Source organism: Actinomycetospora sp. TBRC 11914, assembly GCF_012933465.1.
Classification (GTDB): domain Bacteria; phylum Actinomycetota; class Actinomycetes; order Mycobacteriales; family Pseudonocardiaceae; genus Actinomycetospora.
Window position 1 is genome coordinate 30523 of sequence record NZ_JABBND010000015.1, and the last position, 15714, is coordinate 46236.

Annotated in this window: 13 protein-coding genes; 3 read left to right on the forward strand and 10 right to left on the reverse strand. The window is 72.3% G+C overall.

Annotation, left to right across the window (positions count from 1 at the left end):
* Nucleotides 1-5: 5 nt before the first annotated feature.
* The 5 genes from HH311_RS21295 to HH311_RS21315 form a co-directional block, all read right to left on the reverse strand.
* A complete protein-coding gene (locus HH311_RS21295) occupies nt 6-983 on the reverse strand; it encodes an electron transfer flavoprotein subunit alpha/FixB family protein (RefSeq protein ID WP_169185706.1) in 978 nt (325 codons plus the stop codon).
* Entirely contained in the window at nt 983-1738 is a 756-nt protein-coding gene (locus HH311_RS21300; RefSeq protein WP_169185707.1) for an electron transfer flavoprotein subunit beta/FixA family protein, read from the reverse strand. Before HH311_RS21300 ends, HH311_RS21295 begins: the two co-directional genes overlap by 1 nt.
* Nucleotides 1739-1745: 7 nt before the next feature.
* Nucleotides 1746-4256 (reverse strand): FAD-dependent oxidoreductase, encoded by a 2511-nt coding sequence (locus HH311_RS21305; protein ID WP_312030302.1) that lies wholly within the window; start codon nt 4254-4256, stop codon nt 1746-1748.
* A gap of 26 nt (nt 4257-4282) precedes the next feature.
* Nucleotides 4283-5512 (reverse strand): glycine cleavage T C-terminal barrel domain-containing protein, encoded by a 1230-nt coding sequence (locus tag HH311_RS21310; protein ID WP_169185709.1) that lies wholly within the window; start codon nt 5510-5512, stop codon nt 4283-4285.
* A 255-nt stretch (nt 5513-5767) separates the two neighbouring features.
* Entirely contained in the window at nt 5768-7690 is a 1923-nt protein-coding gene (locus tag HH311_RS21315; RefSeq protein WP_169185710.1) for an ABC transporter ATP-binding protein, read from the reverse strand.
* A gap of 131 nt (nt 7691-7821) precedes the next feature.
* Between HH311_RS21315 and HH311_RS21320 the strand changes: the two genes are divergently transcribed.
* Both HH311_RS21320 and HH311_RS21325 read left to right on the forward strand, forming a co-directional pair.
* Nucleotides 7822-8631 (forward strand): LLM class flavin-dependent oxidoreductase, encoded by an 810-nt coding sequence (locus HH311_RS21320; protein WP_169185711.1) that lies wholly within the window; start codon nt 7822-7824, stop codon nt 8629-8631.
* Nucleotides 8628-9119, forward strand: coding sequence for a PPOX class F420-dependent oxidoreductase (locus HH311_RS21325; protein WP_312030303.1), 492 nt, complete (start codon nt 8628-8630; stop codon nt 9117-9119). Before HH311_RS21320 ends, HH311_RS21325 begins: the two co-directional genes overlap by 4 nt.
* A 107-nt stretch (nt 9120-9226) precedes the next feature.
* Here HH311_RS21325 and HH311_RS21330 read toward each other — a convergent pair whose 3' ends face one another.
* The 3 genes from HH311_RS21330 to HH311_RS21340 all read right to left on the reverse strand — a co-directional run bounded on the left by HH311_RS21330 (nt 9227) and on the right by HH311_RS21340 (nt 12050).
* The gene (locus HH311_RS21330; protein ID WP_248292879.1) at nt 9227-9676 is read right to left on the reverse strand and encodes a nuclear transport factor 2 family protein; all 450 of its coding nucleotides are present in this window, start codon (nt 9674-9676) and stop codon (nt 9227-9229) included.
* A 126-nt stretch (nt 9677-9802) separates the two neighbouring features.
* Nucleotides 9803-11383 (reverse strand): 4-hydroxyphenylacetate 3-hydroxylase family protein, encoded by a 1581-nt coding sequence (locus HH311_RS21335; RefSeq protein ID WP_169185713.1) that lies wholly within the window; start codon nt 11381-11383, stop codon nt 9803-9805.
* A 112-nt stretch (nt 11384-11495) separates the two neighbouring features.
* Nucleotides 11496-12050: a flavin reductase family protein gene (locus tag HH311_RS21340; protein ID WP_169185714.1), complete on the reverse strand. Its 555-nt coding sequence runs from the start codon at nt 12048-12050 to the stop codon at nt 11496-11498.
* A 370-nt stretch (nt 12051-12420) separates the two neighbouring features.
* Between HH311_RS21340 and HH311_RS21345 the strand changes: the two genes are divergently transcribed.
* Nucleotides 12421-13374, forward strand: a complete 954-nt coding sequence (locus HH311_RS21345) for a cyclase family protein (protein WP_211190598.1) — start codon at nt 12421-12423, stop codon at nt 13372-13374.
* A 159-nt stretch (nt 13375-13533) separates the two neighbouring features.
* Here the strand turns inward: HH311_RS21345 and HH311_RS21350 are convergent, their stop codons facing one another.
* Nucleotides 13534-13938 (reverse strand): RidA family protein, encoded by a 405-nt coding sequence (locus HH311_RS21350; RefSeq protein ID WP_169185715.1) that lies wholly within the window; start codon nt 13936-13938, stop codon nt 13534-13536.
* Nucleotides 13939-14039: 101 nt separating this feature from the next.
* The gene (locus tag HH311_RS21355; protein ID WP_169185716.1) at nt 14040-15611 is read right to left on the reverse strand and encodes a long-chain-fatty-acid--CoA ligase; all 1572 of its coding nucleotides are present in this window, start codon (nt 15609-15611) and stop codon (nt 14040-14042) included.
* Nucleotides 15612-15714: the final 103 nt, after the last annotated feature.

A 15714-nucleotide genomic window follows, 5' to 3' on the forward strand; every position in this document is an offset into this window, starting at 1 on the left:
ACCGATCACCGGCGTCGGGAGCGCTCCCGGATCTCGGCCACGACGGCGGGCAGCACCGTGTGGACGTCCCCGATCACCGCCCACGTCGCGCGCGTGACCATCGGCGCCTCGGGGTCGGTGTTCACGGCGAGGATCGAGCGGGCGTTCATGCACCCCACCCAGTGCTGCGTGGCGCCGCTGATGCCGCAGGCCACGTAGAGGTCCGGGCTGATCCGCGTCCCGGTGAGCCCGACCTGGTCGGAGTGCGGGCGCCACCCGTTGTTGGTGGCGACCCGCGAGCAGCCGACGACGCCGCCCACCAGCCCGGCCAGCTCCTCGAGGACCGCGTAGCCCCCGGCGCTGCCGACACCCCGCCCGCCGGCGACCACCACCGGCGCGGTCGCCAGCGACATCCCGGCCGAGCGCTCCCGGCGCTCGACGAGGGTCGCGTGCGGCAGCGTCGTATCGAGCTCCGGGACGACGACGTCGACGGTCACCTCGGCCGCGGCGGCGGTCTCGCTCGGAGCCGGGCCGCCGGGGCGCAGCGTGCAGAAGCGGACGGGCCCGGCGAGCACCGCGTCCTCGAGGAGGATCCCGCCCGACCGTTCCCGGGTGACCTCCCACGCGTCGTCGCCCGGCCGGACCTCGGTGCACGCTGTCGCCAGCGGCGCACCGACCATCGTGGCGGCCCACGCCATCGCGTCCGTGACGCCGGGCTCGTCCGCCCCGAGCACCGCCGCGGGCGCCAGCGTGGCCACCAGTCCGGCGAGGGCCTCGCCGAGGCGGGCGGGCCCGCCGCCGTCGAGCAGCTCGTGCGCCAGCAGGTGCAGCCGGCCCACGCCCTGCTTGGCGAGGTCGTCCGGCAGGTCGCCGGCCTCCCCGACCGCCACCGCCGCGACGGCCACGCCGAGCCGCTCGGCGAGCTCCCGAGCGGTGCCGAGCACCTCGCCGGACGCCGCGGAGAGCGAGCCCCGTCCGTCGCGTTCGACCACCGCGAGCACCATCAGCGCACCACCCCCAGGTCGGCGAGCACGTCCACCACCGCGGGCGCGGCCTCGGCCCCGCGGCCCAGCACGATCGTCTCCGCGCGGGCCTCCGGCCGGTGCCGCAGGCGCCGTGTGCGCAGGCCGCCCGCGGGCGGCGCGGCCGGGAGCACCCGGATCGGGGCCTTCTTCGCCCGCAGCCGCCCCTTGATGGTCGGGTAGCGCGGGAGGTTCAGCCCCTCCAGCACCGTGACGACGGCGGGCAGCGGCGCCTCGTGCACCTCCACGCCGCCGCCGACCTCGCGGCGCAGCGACACGTGGCCCGGTCCGGGGTCGATGCCCTTGACCCCGCCGACCACGGGCCGGCGCAGCGCGCACGCCACCCGGAGCCCGACCTGGGCGTGCCCGGCGTCGGCGGAGGCGGCCCCGAACAGGACGAGGTCGTACGGCGGGAGGTCGCGCAGCGCGCCGGTGATCGCCGCGGCGGTCGCCTCCGGGTCGCCGTCCGCCGCCGCCGCGTCGACCCGCACGGCGTGGTCGGCACCCATCGACATCGCGTACCGCAGCTGCTCCTCGGTCTCCGGCGCGCCGACGGTCAGCACGCCGGCCGAGCCGCCGGTGCGCTCGGCGATGCGCACCGCCTCCTCGACCGCGCACTCCTCGTGTGGCCCGATGGTGAAACCGAGGTGGCGGGTGTCGACGGCGAGGCCGTCCGCCGTCAGCAGGATCTCCGCGCCCACCGCGGGCACGCGCTTGACGCACACCAGGACGTCCACGTCGTCATCACCCGCGCATCCGGGCGTCGTCGGGGTCGAACAGCGGGGTGCGCCCGGCACGGGCGACGGTGACCGGGTACCGCTCGCCCAGGTACTCGACGAGGAGCCCGGTGCCCGCGACGGCGAGCCGGGGCGGCAGGTAGGCCATGAGCAGGTAGGTGCCGAGCGAGGGCGCGGCGCCCGCGCTGGTGACGTACGACGGCCGGCCGCGGGTGTCGACGATGCGCCGCCCGTCGGCCGTGAGCAGCGGTTCCCCGCCCTGCGGGTAGCGCCGCAGGCCGGCCGCGTCTCGGGCCCCGTCCAGCCGCAGCGTGCACAGTGTCGCCTCGGGCTCGCCCTCGCGCGCCTTGCTGTAGGCGGCCTTCCCGACGAAGTCCTGGGGCTTCAGCCCGGGCAGGGCGAGCCCGGCCTCGACCGGCCCGTGCTCGGCGTCGAGCTCGTGCCCCATCAGCCGGTAGCCCTTCTCGAGGCGCGCGGTGGTGCCGTAGACCCCGATGCCGGCGGGGACGAGGCCGTGGGGCGCGCCGGCCTCGGCGAGCGTGTCCCACAGCCGCAGGCCCGACTCGGTCGGCGCGTGGAGCTCCCAGCCGAGCTCGCCGACGTAGGACAGCCGCATCGCGAGCACCGGTGTCGAGCCGATCGTCAGCTCCCGCGCGGTCGCGAACCCGAAGGCGGCGTCGGAGACGTCGTCCTCGGTGACCGTGGCCAGGACGTCGCGCGCCCGCGGGCCCCAGAGCCCGAGGGTGCAGACCGCGGACGTGACGTCGGCGAGCGCCACCGACCCGTCGTCGGGCAGGTGGCGCCGGAACCACTGCAGGTCCCGTGCCCCGTCGGCGCCGCCGGTGACCACGCGGAAGTGCGACTCCCCGAGGCGCACGACCGTCAGGTCGCTGCGGAGCCCGCCGTCGGGACCCAGGACCGGGGTGTAGATGACCCGGCCCACGGGCCGGTCCATCTGCGCGACCGTGAGGTGCTGCAGGTACGCGAGGGCGCCCGGGCCCCGGACGTCGAACTGGGCGAACGCACTGAGGTCGATCATGGCGACGCCCCGGCGCATCGCCAGGTGCTCGGCCGTGCTGATCGGCGACCACCAGCGGGCGTCCCACTCGTGCGGGCGGTCCTCGACGCCGAGCTCGGCGACGAGCGGCTCGTTGGCCGCGTACCACTGCGGGCGCTCCCAACCGGCCACCTCGAAGAACTCCGCGCCCAGCGCCTGCTCGCGCTCGTGGAAGGGCGAGCGCCGGGCGCCGCGATCCGAGGCCCACTGTTCGCGCGGGTGGACGATCCCGTAGGTCTTGTTGAAGCCCTCCGACGCGCGGGCACGGACGTGGGCGCGGGTGCGCTCGTGGGGCGCGAAACGGGCGATGTCGGCCGCGTGCGGGTCGATCTCGGGGGCGCCGTCGGTCATCCACTCGGCGATCAGCCGCCCGACTCCCGGCCCCTCCTTGATCCACACCGCGGCCGCCGACCACAGGCCGTGCACCTCGGGGGTCTCCCCCAGCAGCGGGTGGCCGTCGGGGGTGAGCGAGAGCAGCCCGTTGATGGCGTGCCGGATGCCGGCGTCGGGGCGGTCGAGGATGTCGGCGAACAGGTCGAGCGCCGCCTCCATCTGCGGGTCGAAGTCGTCCGCGGTGAACGGCAGCTGGGTGGGCGAGAGCGCCGCGGCGGCGAGCGAGGGGATGTCGTCGGGGTCGACCAGGATCGGCCGGTGCGCGTAGGAGCCGATCTCCAGGTCCGCGCCGCTCTGCCGCTCGTACATCAGCGGGTCCATGTCGCGGATGATCGGGAACGCGATCTCGCGTCCGGTCGCCGCGAGCTCGGCGATGGGTCCGACGTCGATCATCTGGTGCACGGCGGGGGTCAGCGGGATCGTCGCGCCGGCCAGCGCCGCGATCCGCGGGCTCCACACCCCGCAGGCGACAACGACGTACTCGGTCTCGACGTCACCGCGGTCGGTCCGCACCCGGCGGACGCGGCCGTCCCCGGTCTCGATCGCGAGCACCTCGGTGAGCGCCGCGACGGTCAGTGCCCCCGCCTCGACGGCCCGCTGCCGCATCAGCTCGCCGGCCCGCAGCGGATCCACCACGGCCACCGAGGGCGTCCGGAACCCGGCGAGGACCACCGAGGGATCGAGGAACGGGACGTCCGCCGCCACCTCGGCCGGGGTGACGAGCTCGGCGTCGACGCCCCAGGCCCGGGCCGAGGACACCCGCCGGTGCAGTTCCTGGACACGCTCCGGGGTGCGGGCCACCTCGATGCCGCCGCACGTGGTCAGCGTGCCGAGCTCGGTGTACTGGCGCATCGAGTCGCCGGTGAGCAGCGTGATCTCGCGCGAGTGGTCCACCGGGAACACGAAGTTCGACGCGTGGCCGGTCGAGCCGCCCGGATCGGGCAGCGGCCCCTTGTCGAGCAGCAGGACGTCGCGCCACCCCAGCCGCGCGAGGTGGTGGACCACGGAGTTGCCGACGATGCCGGCCCCGATCACGACGACCTGGGCCCGGTCCGGGAACGATGTCACGGCGTCCTCCATGGTGCGGCCCCCGTTCAGCCCTTGGGCGTCTGCTTGCGCGGGTCGACGAACGGCTTCTCCACGACGACGGCCTCGCGGGTGTCGTCGAGCGTGCTCACCCGCAACGTCGTACCGAGCGGGGTGGACGGGAGGGACACCATGGCGAGCCCGATGTTGCGCTCGAGGCGCGGCGACCAGCAGGCGCTGGTCACCGAGCCGACGGCCTGCCCGGCGTCGTCCCACACCGTGAACGGCTCGATCATCGAGCCGTCGTTGAAGGAGCCCAGCCGCGAGCCGCCGATCTCGAGCCCGACCATCGAACGCGTCAGCCCGCGTTGCTTGGCGCGGATCAGGGCGTCCTTGCCGACGAAGTCGGCCTCCTGGTCGAGGTCGACCATCCACGTGTAGTCGTAGCCGACCTCGAGCGGGTTGGTGTCGAGGGTGATGTCGCACCCGTAGGCGAGCATGCCGCCCTCGATGCGCCGGATGTGGCACGGACCGATCGGGCGCATCCCGTGCGGACGGCCCGCCTCCCACACCCGGTCCCACAGGCGACCGGCGTCGCGGGTCGCCCGGTACAGGTAGATCTCGTAGCCGATCTCCGCGCTGTAGCCGGTGCGGCTGATCACCACGTCGAGGCCGTCGAGGGTGGCGTGGCGCAGGTGGTAGTAGGGCATCCCGGCGACGTCGGAGCCGAACAGGTCGGTGATCACGGCCTTGGCCTTCGGGCCCTGGACCTGCACCGGCGCGACGTCGATCTCGCGGACCGAGACGTCCCAGCCGCCGGCGTGGGCGAGGCCCGACGCCCACAGCCCGACGTCCGAGTCGGCGAGCGAGAGCCAGAAGCGGTCCTCCCCGACCCGCAGCAGGACGGGGTCGTTGATGATCCCGCCGTCCGGCGCGGTGACGAAGACGTACTTGCACTGCCCGACGGCACACTTGGTGAGGTCGCGGGGCACGAGCATGTTGGTGAACGCGAAGGCGTCCGGCCCGGTGATCTCGATCTGCCGCTCGACGCCGACGTCCCAGAGGGTCACGTCCTCGAGCAGCGCCCAGTACTCGGCGATCGGATCGCCGTAGTGGCGGGGGTGATAGGTGTGGTTGTAGACGCTGTACATGGCCACGCCGTGGGCCCGCGACTTCCAGAAGTACGGCGAGCGCCGCAGGCGGGGATAGAGCAGGACCGCCGGGTCGGCGACCACTGCTGACGGCGCCGGCTCCGACGCGGTGTCGAGCGCGGCCCGCGAGGGCAGGACGTCCGTCATCGACACTCCACTCCGTCGTGCGTTCCGTGCGTGGTTGCGTCTATCGCAACCGGTTGTGCTGGACGCAACGAGTCTGCGGCTGTGGGCGAGATCACGTCAAGAGCCACCCTGCGGGGTCGTCGGACGACCGACCGTGGTGGGGGTTCCGGGCGCTCCCGGTGCCGTCGAGGGGGCGTCTTCCGCCCCGGAACGAGGCACGCCGACGACGCCCACTCGCGCTCCCGTGGTCGCCCGGGCCGGACGCCGGGCGTCCCGCTACGCGACGTCGACCTGCGGTTCCTGCCGCAGGACCTCGCCGTCGCGGAAGCGGATGCCGTCGGCGCAGCGTGCCTCCACCTGGCCCGACCCGAACTGCTCGGCGTAGAGCTTCGTGTAGAGCCCGCCGCGGGCCAGCAGTTCGGCGTGCGTGCCGTGCTCGACCAGCCGGCCGCCGTCGAGGGCGAAGATGACGTCGGCCGCCAGCACCGTCGAGAGCCGGTGCGCGATCGCGATCGTCGTGCGGCCCTCCATCACCGACTCCAGCGCGTGCTGGACGAGGCGCTCGCTGACGGTGTCGAGCGCGGAGGTGGCCTCGTCGAGGATCAGGATGCGTGGGTCGGCGAGGATCACCCGGGCGATCGCCAGACGCTGCTTCTCGCCGCCGGAGAGCCGGTAGCCCCGCTCCCCCACCACGGTGTCGTAGCCCTGCTCGAAGCCGACGATGCGGTCGTGGATGTTCGCGGCCCGGGCGGCGGCCTCGAGCTCGGCGTCGGTCGCGTCGGGAGCCGCATAGCGGAGGTTCTCGGCGACGGTGGCGTGGAAGAGGTAGGTGTCCTGGGTGACCATCCCGACGACCTCGGCCAGCGAGGAGAGCGCGAGCTCCCGCACGTCGATGCCGTCGAGGCAGACCGCACCCCGGTCGACGTCGTACAGCCGCGGCACCAGATAGGACAGGCTGGTCTTCCCGGCCCCGCTGGGCCCGACGACGGCGGCCAGCTGGCCCGGCTCGATCCGCAGGGACAGGTCCTGGAGCGCCCAGGTCGGGGCGGCGTCGTCCTCGACCTCGCGCGGCCCGGGCTCGTCGTCCTCGGCCGCCGCGTAGTGGAACCAGACCTCCCGGAACTCGACGGAGCCCTTCGCCCGGTCCTTGGCGAGGACCTTCGCGTCCGGCGGGTCGGTCAGGGCCGGGACGAGGTCGAGGTAGGCGAAGATGCGGTTGAACAGCGCCAGCGAGGTCTGCACGTCGAGCGAGACCCGCAGCAGCTGCACCGCGGGGAAGAGCAGCCGGCTCTGCAGCGTCGTGAACGCCACCAGCGTGCCGGCGGAGAGCAGCGCGGCGCCCGAGCCGGTCCCGACGAAGCCGGCGACCAGGTACACCGCCGCGGGCGTGATGGCGAAGAACGCCTGGACGACGGCGAAGAACGACTGCCCGGTCATGGTCTGGCGGACCTGCAGGTCGGTCTGCCGGGCGTTCTCGGCCCGGTAGCGCTCGATCTCGTGCTCCTGGCGCCCGAACACCTTGGCCAGCAGCACCCCCGAGACCGACAGCGACTCCTGGGTGATCGCCGACATGTCCGACAGCGACGCCTGGGTGCTCGCCGCGACCCGCCGTCGCACCCGGCCCACGCGGATCTGCAGCACGATGAAGACCGGCATCAGCACGAACGCGACCAGGGAGAGCTGCCAGGACAGCGCCAGCATCGCCGCCACCGAGGCGATGACGGTAACGACGTTGCCGAGGATCGACGAGGCGGTCTCGGTGACGACGGACTGGACCCCGGCGACGTCGTTGTCGAGCCGCGACTGGATCACGCCGGTCTTCGTCGAGGTGAAGAAGCCCAGGTGCATACGCTGCAGGTGGGCGAACAGCCGGTCGCGCAGGCCCTGCATGACGCGGTTGCCGAGCACCGTCGTCAGGTAGGTCTGCCCGACCCCGATCAGCGACGAGACCAGCGCGATCACGACCATCGCGCCGACGAGGGCACCGAGGAGCCCGAGTCGGGGCCCGCCGGGGGCGAAGAGGGCGTCGTCGAACACGGCCTGGGTGAGGAACGGGTTGACGATGCCGAGGCCGGCGGTCACGAGGATCGCCACCGCGATCAGCACCAGCCGGCCCCGGTAGGGCGCGAAGAGTGCGGCCACCCGCCGGCCCAGCGCCGGCCGGTCCGCCTCCTCCACCGCCCCCGCAGTGGTCACCATCGATCATCCCCGTTCTCGACGACGCCGGACGCGCTGGTCAGCGTCCTCCGCGAGCCGGTCCGGGGCGAGGCGGGTGCGCCGGGGCACCGCGGTGGTTGGATCGGGCCGACGACGACGACGGGGGTCATGCGATGGAGTTCCGGTTCGGCGTCGTGGCCGCGGCCCAGGGAGGCGGCGGGCCGTGGCGGGACACCGCACGCCGTGCCGAGGAGCTCGGCTACGCGACGCTGCTCTCCCCCGACAACCTCCACCTCCCGACCCCGACGGCCGGTCTCGCGATGGCCGCCGCGGTGACCACCCGGCTGCGGGTGGGCTCGTTCGTGCTGGCCAGCCCGCTGCGCACCGCACGGGCGGCGGCCTGGGAGGCGCACAGCCTGACCACCCTCACCGACGGCCGGTTCGAGCTCGGCCTCGGCACCGGCCTGCCGTCGATGCGCGAGCAGGCCGCGGAGCTGGGGCTGCCCTACGGCACCGGTCGGGAACGGCTCGACGCGATCTCGGAGACGATCGACCACGTCCGGCGCCTCGACGGCGACGCGCACACCCCGGTGATGGTCGCCGCCGGCGGCCCGCGGGCCCGGCGGCTCGCCGCGGCGAAGGCCGACATCGTCACCCTCGCCGGGGGCGTGCTGACCAGCCGCGAGGACTTCGCCGCGCACGCCGACGACGTCCGCTCGGCGGCGGACGGCCGGGGCATCGAGCTGGGGATGAACATCTTCGTGGTCGGCGAGCACGTCCCCCCGTGGATCCGCGGCTTCATCGGCGTGGACGCCGAGACCCTCGTCGAGCACGACTCGCTGGCCATGCTCCGGGGCAGCGTCGACGACATGGCCGCCGAGCTGGAACGCCGGCGCGCCGAGCTGGGTGTCTCCTACATCAGCGTCAACAGCGCGTTCATCGAGGAGTTCGCCCCGCTGGTGGAGCGGCTCTCGGGTCGGTGATCGACGACGCCGGCCCGGGTGTCGGCGCTACGGTTCGCCGCGGGTTGTCGGTCGACGAGATGGACACGGAGGCTCTGGTGGACCTTGATGACGCCCGTGCGGTGGCACGGGAGCAGGCGCACGCGGTGCTGGCCACCAGCCGCCGGGACGGTCGCCCGCAGATGTCGCCGGTCGCGGTAGCGGTCGACGAGGCTGGACGGTTGCTCGTCAGCACCCGCGAACCGGCGATGAAGACCCACAACGTGCGACGCGATCCCCGCGTCTCGCTCTGTGTGCTTCCCGACGCCTTCTTCGGACGGTGGATCCAGGTGGAAGGACGCGCCGAGATCGTGACGCTCCCAGAAGCGATGGACCTGCTCGTCGACTACTACCGGCGGGTGTCCGGCGAGCACCCGGACTGGGACGACTACCGGCGCGCGATGAACGAGGAACGCCGGGTCATCCTGCGGATCGAGCTCGATCGAGCAGGACCGGACCGTTCAGGGTGACAGATCGCCCCGCCTCGCTCCGTCCCCCTGTGTCCGGAACTCCTACCCGATCCACGGCGGTTCATGGGGCCACCGACGTTGGCACGACAGCACAGCGCCCGCGGTTCTTAGGCTCCGTCAGTCTGCAACCACGGGTAACGGGCGGTGTCCTTACCGGCGTAGTCCGGGTCGAGGTAGATGAAACAGCGTTGGATGAGCCAATCGCGGATCTCGAACACGTCGCACCAGCGGCCTGCCGCCCAGTCCGGGACGCCGGCGCGCCAGGGACCGTCGACGTGCTCACCGTGACTGGTGCCTTCAGCGACCACGAGATCCCCGCCGGAGAAGATCCAGGTGAATTCGGCGTAGTGGTGTTTGATCGACTTCAGGGTGCCGCCGACGTCTGCGAACATGCGCCCGATGGCCTCGTGGCCCTCGGCGATGCCCCACTTGGGGAACATGACCTGGGCGTCCGGCGCGAACAAGTCGAGGATGCTGCCGCCGGACGAGGTCGTTCCGCCGTTGTCGAACGCCTTGAGGTACTCCAGGGCGACCGACTTCCGCTGCTCGTCGGTCATCGTCTGAGTAGTCACGGTCATCGTCTGCTCCGTCTTGTTCCGGTGGATCTCGAGTACGTCAACCGAAGGACGACCTGGTGCCGGGGTTCCGCCGGCCGGCCCCGGGCCGGGAGTGATCACGGCGGCTCAGTGGCCGTTGGTGTGGAAGATTCGGACGTCGGCGTTGTCGACCAGGTCGGGCACGGTCCAGCCGTGGAGGTCGTACTCGCTCATGCACTGCTCGGCGAAGCCCTTCATCGCGGCCGCGGCGCCTGAGGTCTCGGCCGCGAAGAGCAGCTCGGCGCGCACGCCCTCGTGGTTCCCGGAGTAGTTGCGCTCGTAGAGCTCGTGGCGGCCACCGAACTCCGAGCCGATGGAGTCCCAGATCAGCTTCATCAGCTTGACCCGGTCGACGGCCTCGTAGCCGCCCGAGCCCCGCACGTACTTGTCGAGGTAGGGCCGCACCTGCGGGGAGAGGAAGTCCGCGGAGTGGCTGGGCAGGTAGATCAGCGACGCACCGAGGTCCTGCAGGATGATCTCGCGGACCCGGGGGTAGCCGATGGTCATGAACCAGCGGTAGGCCAGGCCGTAGTCCAGGTTGGGCAGCAGGGCCCCGTTGACCCACTCGTTCGGACGGGCGCACATCGCGTCCGAGATCGCCCAGAACATGTTGCGCCAGGCGATGACCTCCCCCACGCGGGTCTGCACGCCGCGGAAGTCCTTGGTGCCCGTGACCTCCAGCCCCTTCATCAGCAGCCCGGCGATGAAGTCGAGCTTGACCGCCAGGCGGGTCACGCCGTGGAAGGTGAAGCGGTGCAGGAAGCCCGAGCCCGGGAAGAACGTGGAGGCCTTCTCCGGGTCGCCGTAGATGAAGACGTTCTCCCAGGGGATCAAGACCTTGTCGAGCACGAAGATCGTGTCGTTCTCGTCCAGCCGGGACGACAGCGGGTAGTCGAACGGACTGCCCATGACGGAGGCCTGCTGGGCGTACGAGGGCCGACAGATCAGCTTCATCCCCGGCGCGCCCATCGGGACGGTGCAGACCAGGGAGTACTCGCGCTTCTTGATCGGCAGGCCGTAGTGGGCCAGGAAGTTGAAGTGGGTGATGGCGGAGCCGGTGGCGACGACCTTCGCGCCGGAGACCACGACCCCCTGGTCGTTCTCCTCCTCGACGTGCATGAACACGTCGGAGACCTCGTCGGGGTCGCGGTGGCGGTCCACCGGCGGATTGATGATCGCGTGGTTCCAGTAGAGGAGCTTTTCCTGTGATTCGGCGTACCAGCGGCGGGCGTTGGCCGCGTAAGGATCGTAGAACTCGGAGTTCGCCCCGAGGGTGCCGAGGAACGCGGCCTTGTAGTCCGGGCTGCGGCCCATGAACCCGTAGGTCATCCGCGCCCACTCGGCGATCGCGTCACGGTCCTTCTTGAGGTCGGCCTCGGTGTGTGGGGTGCGGAAGAACGGATGCGTGAACCCCGTCGAGCCGGTGTCGGTCGGCGCCGTGAGCACGTCCTGCTTGGCCGGGTCGTGCATGGCGTCGTAGAGCCGAGCGGTCATCCGCACCGCATTGCGGAACGCCGGGTGGGTGGTGACGTCGTCGACCTTCTCCCCGTAGAGATAGACCTCCCGGTCGTCGCGCAGGCTCTCGATGTACTCGTGCCCGGTCATCGGTCGGGTACTGCGGCCCTCGTCATCGGTGGGGGTGACGACCGAATCCTGCTGCAGGCTCATGGTGGTTCCTTTCGTGGGCGGTGGGTGGATCCGCCGCGGACCCGGCAGTACCGGGGACCGTCGTGCAACTCCGGGCGGGACGGGCCGAGACGTGGGCGCCGGGTCCCGGGACCTAGGGAGCTGTGAGGGCCTGGGTGAACCAGGCCATCCCCCCGGGCCCGTCGGCGGAGTCGTCCCAGAGAAGCGGGTTCTGATCGCCGCCGAGGCGATGGAACTTTCCGGTGTGGAACAGCAGCGGGTCCCCGTCGTGGATCCGGAACTCCTGGACCTCTCCGAGGTAGAGGACGTGGTCCCCGCCGTCGTAGTGCTGCCACGGAGTGCAGGCGACGTGAGCGAGCGCCCCGGCCAGTTGGGGCGATCCGCAGGAGCTCTCGGCGGCCCACCGCACGTCCTGGTTCGGCCGACCGGCGAAGTGCAGCGCCAGGTCCTTCTGGGCAGCCTCGAGCACGTTGACGGTGAACGGCCTGTCGGCGACCAGCGAGCAGAGCCTCGACCGCCGATCCAGGGAGACCAGCACGAGCGGCGGCTCGAGGGAGACCGCGGTGAACGCGTTCACCGTGGCACCGTGCGGCGCGGCGCCGGCGCCCGTGCCGGCACAGGTGATCACCGTGACCCCGGTCGTGAAGTGTCCGAGGCAGCGACGGAGTTCCCGTGGATCGATCGGCATCACCCGACACCCCCTTGACGGGCTTCCTTCGTCGGTGCGCCCAGCGACGGCTGCCCGGATCGACGAAGGTACCGCGTCGCACCCGATGGACGACATCGTCGACGGTTACTCGGAGGAATCCACGACCAGCGGGCGGACCGTCTCCGTGCTCCCCGGGGGCGAGCCCCGGCGGCGTGCCCGGGTGCTCGGCGAGGTGGTGGACGGCGCAACTCGTCGGTGGCGTCGGCCTCGGGTCACACGAGCGATCCGGCCGTCGTATGCCGCGACCGGATCACGCCCAGCGGGACGTCGATCCAGTCGGAGATCCCGAACTCGGGCTCACGATCTAGGGTCATGCCGTTCAGCTGCGACCGGAGGAGTCGGTGCTGGGATGAGCGCAGAGCGACCGGTGCCCACACCTGACGACGTGCTCGGGTACTTCGAGACGCTGTCGAACTGGGGACGGTGGGGGGACGACGACGAGCTGGGCACGCTGAACCACGTCACCGACGACGTCCGGCTCGCGGCGGCGCGGGCGGTGCGCCACGGCCGGAGCGTGTCGTGCGCGTGGGAGGTCGCCGCTCCGCGGGACATGGAACGGGCGACGACGACGTGCCCGTGTGCCGCCGACATGCCCGGCGCCGAGGGCATGCCGGCCCGCTTCCACGCCGACCGGCGCTGGGGCTTCTCCGCCGAGCGGCTCGGCCTGTCGTTCCACGGCAACACGCTCACCCATCTCGACTCGCCCTGCCACCTCTTCTGGGACGGCGCGATGTACAACGGGCGGCCGCACTCCCTGGTCGACCCCGGTACGGGTTCGGCGTGGGCGGCGGTGACGGCGGCGGCGCACGGGATCCTCACGCGGGGCGTCCTGCTCGACGTCGCCCGAGCCCGCGACGTCCCGTGGCTGGAACCGGGAGAGGGCGTGTTCCCCGACGACCTAGACGCGGCGGAGCGTCGCCAGGGCGTGCGGGTGCGCCCCGGCGATGCGGTGCTCCTGCGCACCGGTCACGGCCGCGCCCGGCACGAGGACGCTGCGGCCGACGGCGTCGAGCAGGCCGGCTGGCACGCCTCCTGCCTGCCGTGGCTGCACGAGCGGCAGGTCGCGCTGATCGGGGCCGACTCTCCGCAGGACGTGCAGCCCTCGGGGTACGACGAGGTGCTGATGCCGGTCCACGCCGTGGGCCTCGTCGCGATGGGTCTCTGGCTGCTCGACAACTGCGACCTCGAGGCGTGCGCGACGACGGCGGCCGAGCTCGGTCAGTGGGACTTCCACCTCGCCGTCGCGCCGGTCCGCTTCGCGGGCACCTCCGGCAGCCCGGTCAACCCGATCGCCACGTTCTGATCGGAGGAGCCGCGGGGCCCGACGCGTGATCACGAGCACCTGAGGCAGATCCCGGGCCCGGTGGAGCTGCCTGGTGTGCCCGTGGGCGCGACGTCGCACTCCGGCCTGGCCCTCGTGCGCGCCGAGCGAGATCGCGGCTCGCGTCGCCCGGGTCGCGGCCTACGGCACCACCGCCGTCGCCTCGATCTCGACGAGCATCTCGGGGAACGCCAGACGCGCGACGCCGAGCAGGGTGCTGGCGGGCCGGCAGTTCGCCTTGTCGAGCCGTTCGACGACGAGGTTCCACACGCCGAGCAGTCCGTCCACGTCGGTCGTGTAGTAGTTCAGCCGAACGACGTGCGACAACCCGGAGCCGGCCCGCTCGAGCACCACCTCGAGATTGTCGAACGCCTGGGTCACCTGCCCGCCGATGTCACCCTCGTGCAGCGTCGCGCCCTCGGAGCTCGCGGCGCCCTGGCCGGCACAGAACACCCGCCGTGCGTCGGGAGCGACGGCGACGGCCTGCGAGAAACCGAACTGGTCCTGCCAGGTCCACGGATTGATCGACTCGAGTGGGGTGCTCACGGTGTCCTCCTCGTCCACGCCGGTGCACACCGAGGGTCGATCGCCGGGCCGTCGGGACGGGTCGCAGCCCGGTCTCAGGGCGACAACGGTCGTCGTCGTGGTCACGCCGGCGGGTCGACGACCGGGGCGAACCGCTCCCGCAGTGTCTTCTTGACGACCTTCCCGCCTGGGTTGCGCGGCAGGGCGTCGACGTGGCGGACGTGGCGGGGGCGCTTGTAGGCGGCGAGGTGGTCACGCGCGAACGTCTCGATCTCCGCGTCGGTCGGGGGGTCGTCCGGGTCACGGGCGACGACGACGGCGAGCGGCGTCTCGCCCCACCGCGGGTCCGGGACGCCGATCAGCGCCACCTCGGCGATCTTCGGGTGCGCGGCCAGCGCGTTCTCGACCTCGGCGCAGTAGATGTTCTCGCCACCCGAGATGATCATGTCCTTGACGCGGTCGACGACGTAGAGGTAGCCGTCCTCGTCCTCGCGCACGAGGTCGCCGGAGTGGAACCAGCCCCCGCGGAACGCCTCGGCGGTCTCGTCGGGCTTGTTCCAGTACTCGGTCATCACCATGGGGCTGCGGTAGACGATCTCGCCGACGGTTCCCTGCGGGACGTCCTTCATCTCCTCGTCGACGACCCGGACCTCGACCCCGATCATCGGGGTGCCGATCGAGCCGATCTTGCGGATCGAGTCCTCGCCGCGCAGGTAGGTGGTCACCGGGCTGCACTCGGTCTGCCCGAACGCCGTGCAGACCTCGGCCTGCGGGAACGCCGCGATCATCGTCCGGAGCAGCGTGGTGGAGGCCGGGGCGGCGCCCCACGAGATGCGGCGCAGCCGGGACAGGTCGTGCGCGGCGAGGTCGGGCAGCGCGCAGATCGACTGCCACTGGGCCGGCACCATGAAGCACGAGGTGACGCCCTCGTCGACGAGGGTCCGCACGGTGGCGGCCGGGTCGAAGCTCCCCGACGGCGGGATCACGACGGTGCCCCCGGTGATCAGCGCCGGCAGCATCCCCGACAGCCCGGCGATGTGGAACAGCGGCGCCGCCGACATCCACACGCGGTCGTCGCCCTCGAGCCCCAGCGTCGCCATGGAGCAGAACGCGTGCAGATAGAGGTTGCGGTGGGTCAGCACCGCGCCCTTCGGGAAGCCCGTGGTCCCCGACGTGTACATGATGTACGCCGCCGCCTCGTCGCTGATCGGCGCTTCGGGGAGCTCCCCGGAGGCCTCGGTGAGCACGCCGGCGAGGTCCTCGCCCAGGGTGATGACGGTGCCCACCCCGGGGGCGGCCCGACGGGCGTCGGCGACGACCTCGGTGAACGCCTCGTCGCAGAGCACGACGGTGGCGCCGCTGTCGGCCAGGACGTAGGCGATCTCGTCGGCGACCATCCGGAAGTTCACCGGCACCGCGATGGCGCCGATGCGCAGCGCCGCGAGCCAGGCCTCCACGACCTCGGTGCTGTTGCGCCCCAGCACCGCCACCCGGTCCCCCACCGCCACCCCGCGGGCGAGCAGCGCACCGCCCAGCCGGCTGACCCGCTCGTCGACCTCGCGGTAGGTCCGCCGCGAGGACGCGTCGACGAATGCGGTGTGCTCCGGTGCCCGCCGGGCGCTGCGGGCGAGCATGTCGCTCATCGTCATCCCGCGTCCGGTGATCGACCCGGTCGGGACCGGTGATCCGGTCATCGGTCTCCTCGCCACTGCGTCGTGCGCGATCCGTGGTCATCCTCGCGGCCGCGGGGGGCGGGGAGAAGCCCCGGCACCGCCGTCGTCGGAAGTGTCGCGGCGC

Coding starts and splice junctions, on each gene's coding strand:
- HH311_RS21345 (WP_211190598.1), top strand. CDS start 12,421: ATGAGCGCAGAGCGACCGGTGCCCACACCTGACGACGTGCTCGGGTAC.
- HH311_RS21335 (WP_169185713.1), bottom strand. CDS start 11,383: ATGAGCCTGCAGCAGGATTCGGTCGTCACCCCCACCGATGACGAGGGC.
- HH311_RS21310 (WP_169185709.1), bottom strand. CDS start 5,512: ATGACGGACGTCCTGCCCTCGCGGGCCGCGCTCGACACCGCGTCGGAG.
- HH311_RS21330 (WP_248292879.1), bottom strand. CDS start 9,676: ATGACCGACGAGCAGCGGAAGTCGGTCGCCCTGGAGTACCTCAAGGCG.
- HH311_RS21320 (WP_169185711.1), top strand. CDS start 7,822: ATGGAGTTCCGGTTCGGCGTCGTGGCCGCGGCCCAGGGAGGCGGCGGG.
- HH311_RS21295 (WP_169185706.1), bottom strand. CDS start 983: ATGGTGCTCGCGGTGGTCGAACGCGACGGACGGGGCTCGCTCTCCGCG.
- HH311_RS21340 (WP_169185714.1), bottom strand. CDS start 12,050: ATGCCGATCGATCCACGGGAACTCCGTCGCTGCCTCGGACACTTCACG.
- HH311_RS21315 (WP_169185710.1), bottom strand. CDS start 7,690: ATGGTGACCACTGCGGGGGCGGTGGAGGAGGCGGACCGGCCGGCGCTG.
- HH311_RS21355 (WP_169185716.1), bottom strand. CDS start 15,611: ATGACCGGATCACCGGTCCCGACCGGGTCGATCACCGGACGCGGGATG.